The 2,855-nt window shown below is 52.2% G+C and carries 3 protein-coding genes; 2 read left to right on the forward strand and 1 reads right to left on the reverse strand.

Features of this window, described 5'->3' with window-relative positions:
- Positions 1-327 precede the first annotated feature (327 nt).
- Positions 328-735, reverse strand: a complete 408-nt coding sequence (locus AC5M9B_RS04775) for a hypothetical protein (protein ID WP_487648316.1) — start codon at positions 733-735, stop codon at positions 328-330.
- A gap of 301 nt (positions 736-1,036) precedes the next feature.
- On the opposite strand from AC5M9B_RS04775, the gene AC5M9B_RS04780 reads away from it, so the two are divergent.
- Positions 1,037-2,266, forward strand: coding sequence for an ATP-binding protein (locus AC5M9B_RS04780; protein WP_487648317.1), 1,230 nt, complete (start codon positions 1,037-1,039; stop codon positions 2,264-2,266).
- A 33-nt stretch (positions 2,267-2,299) separates the two neighbouring features.
- Positions 2,300-2,855 (forward strand): hypothetical protein (locus tag AC5M9B_RS04785; RefSeq protein WP_487648318.1); only part of this gene is annotated, 556 nt, incomplete at its 3' end.

Raw genomic sequence — 2,855 nt, forward strand, 5'->3', positions numbered from 1 at the left:
TATATATATCATATATAGTATATATACATCGGTGATTTTGGAATTTTGAAATGGTTTTCTTCCATCGGGTTTGACACGATGGCCGTCGGATTGGTAGGTGGGCTGATGATAAAAAGGGAAATGGTCGAATACGCCGACATGGAAATGTATGCAAGTTGGTGGAAGGGGCGTTATGTTTGCCGAAGTAATAAACATATCCTGCACTGCACTAATGACCAATGGGGTTTAACCAAACCGACCCAAGAGCAGATCCGCGAGATGTATCTGTCCACCCGATAACAAAAAGGCCGCCCAAATTAGGGCGGCTTGTTTTATTTAGATGGGTGTTTATTTAATATCGGTTCCACCAATAATCGTCAGGATTGTAATCAGGGTCTGGGATACCGATGGTGTTTTGGCAGGGTGGGGCTGAATATTTCTGGCTGAACGTAGTAGGTTATGGGAAGGATTTTGGGTTCCTTGTACCGTTTCCAAGACTACATTGATGTCGACACAGATCGAACGTAGTATCCGTTGCTGTTCTGTTGAGTTTGGTTGAAGCAGGGAGGCTTGTGTGCCGTACTCCATAAGCTCACCCCTTGGCGCCATCTGAACCACGTCAAAAATGCTCTGTAGCTGCGAAAGAGCATGTTCTAGTTTCAGCAGTTGTACAGACGTGCCTTTGTCGGTCAGCTTGCCTAACTGGAACGAGCGGTTCTTTTTCAGTCTGGGTAGCGTACCTGTAGGCGTCACCATCAGCAGCTACTTCCTGTTGTTCTCGCTGATTGCTCAATGATGTCAACTCTTTACGTAACTTTTGTACAGCTGGAGAATCTACCGTTTCATGCAGCCCGGTCTCCATTGTTGATGACCTGCCCAACAGCCAGAATGAGTGGCGCATCACACCCGAGGACTATGTCCGCCTGTATAACGAGGAGTGTATATGGCGGCTGTTTCGCGGTGTGACCTACGGCATCATTACCACACAAAATAAGATGTATTGCGCAAAAATCCAGTTTAAATTAAGATTCTGTCTTAAGTTAAACTGGATTTTGTTATGTATTACCCACGTCACCTGCAACCCGTTCTGCAAAAGCTGTCCGCCCAATTTCCCGCCGTGTTGCTGACTGGTGCGCGGCAGGTCGGCAAATCCACGCTGCTTCAGCACATTGCGCCCGAATACGGATACCTTACCTTAGACGATCCCTTGCTGCTCGACCAAGCCAAAAACGAGCCGCAACTGTTTTTATTGAACCACACGCCGCCGCTGATTGTGGACGAAGTCCAATACGCCCCCGAGCTGTTCCCCCTGGTGAAAATGGATATAGACCGGCGCAAGCAGAACGGCCTGTATCTGCTGTCCGGTTCGCAGGCTTTTGAGTTGATGCAAAACGTCAGCGAAAGCCTGGCCGGGCGCATTGCGGTATTGAAATTAAACGGATTGTCGTGGCGCGAAATGCGCGGCGATGATTTTCAGACGGCCTTTGTGCCGGACGAAGGCTATTTGGCCGACCGAAACCCCGTATCCAGTTTGCCCGAACACGAAAATATCTGGCAGATTATCCACCGCGGCGATATGCCGCGCTTATACGAGCAGCCCGAAACCGACTGGCAGGTTTACTATGCGTCGTATGTCGCCACCTATATCGAACGCGACGTGCGCCAATTGGTCAATGTAGGCAGCAGCGGCGATTTCACTCGGTTCATGATTGCTATTGCCGCCCGCAGCGGGGAATTATTGAATTACAGCAGCGTGGCCCAGGAAATCGGCGTATCGGTGGATACCGTCAAGCGTTGGCTCACCGTGCTGCAAACATCGGGCATCGTCTATCTGCTGCAACCCTATGGCAACAACCACCTCAAACGCGCCATCAAAACCCCGAAAGTCTATATGCTGAACACCGGTCTGATGGCCTACCTGACCAAATGGCTGACGCCGGAAACCATTCAAAACGGAGCCAAGAGCGGGCAGTTTTTTGAAACTTTTGTCGTGGGCGAAATCATCAAATCCTTCCACAACCAAGGCCAAGAACCGCCGATTTATTTTTACCGCGACACCAATCAAAAAGAAATCGACCTACTGATCGAACACCAGCAGATGCTGTACCCCGTTGAAATCAAAGCCACCGCCAATCCCAATAAAAAAATGGCCGTCGCTTTCAACCTGCTGCGCAACACGCTGCCGGCAAACGAATTGGGCATCGCCCACGGCACGATCATCAACCAGTACCCGCAAAAAATCTGGTTGGCGGAGAATTTGGTTGCCGTGCCTGCGGCCTATGTTTGAGGCTACCTGAAACCGCCCTTCAAGGAATGAACCATGCCCAACACCCCCGCCAACCCCATCCCATCCGAACATTTCCACGACGGCACCCTCATCTCCTGCAAGCTTACCGACTGGACCTTCACGCGCTACCACACGCCCGGCAAATCCGAGTATGCCGTGGTGTACGGCACAGTCGCCCAAGATGGGTCGGGGCGCTTTGCCGCAGGCGGCCGAATCCGCACCTCGCCCGTTACCCTATGGGCTGCACCGCTGGCCCATACGCACAACTCGGTGTACTGCCTGCCGGACGGTGCAGGCTGCTTTTGCGACCTGCCCGCAACCTTGCAGCCTGCCATAGACAGTTTGGGTATTGACCCTGCCGAAGCGGCCATTATCCTGCAAAACACCTTCATGCAGCCTGCACATGCCTTGCCTGAAACCGCTTGTTTCGGCGTTCCGGTAATGCGGCCGGCAGGACAGGGCGATTGTCCGGTCGTCATGGAGCACCACATCGCCGAATTGCCGTTCTACCCGTTTTGGCGGGACAGCAGCATCGGTTCGGCCCAAAGCCTGATAGACGGACAAGCCGCCGTGTTTCTGCACGATTGGA

This window comes from Neisseria flava (assembly GCF_982712965.1).

Coding starts and splice junctions, on each gene's coding strand:
- AC5M9B_RS04775 (WP_487648316.1), bottom strand. CDS start 735: ATGGTGACGCCTACAGGTACGCTACCCAGACTGAAAAAGAACCGCTCG.
- AC5M9B_RS04780 (WP_487648317.1), top strand. CDS start 1,037: ATGTATTACCCACGTCACCTGCAACCCGTTCTGCAAAAGCTGTCCGCC.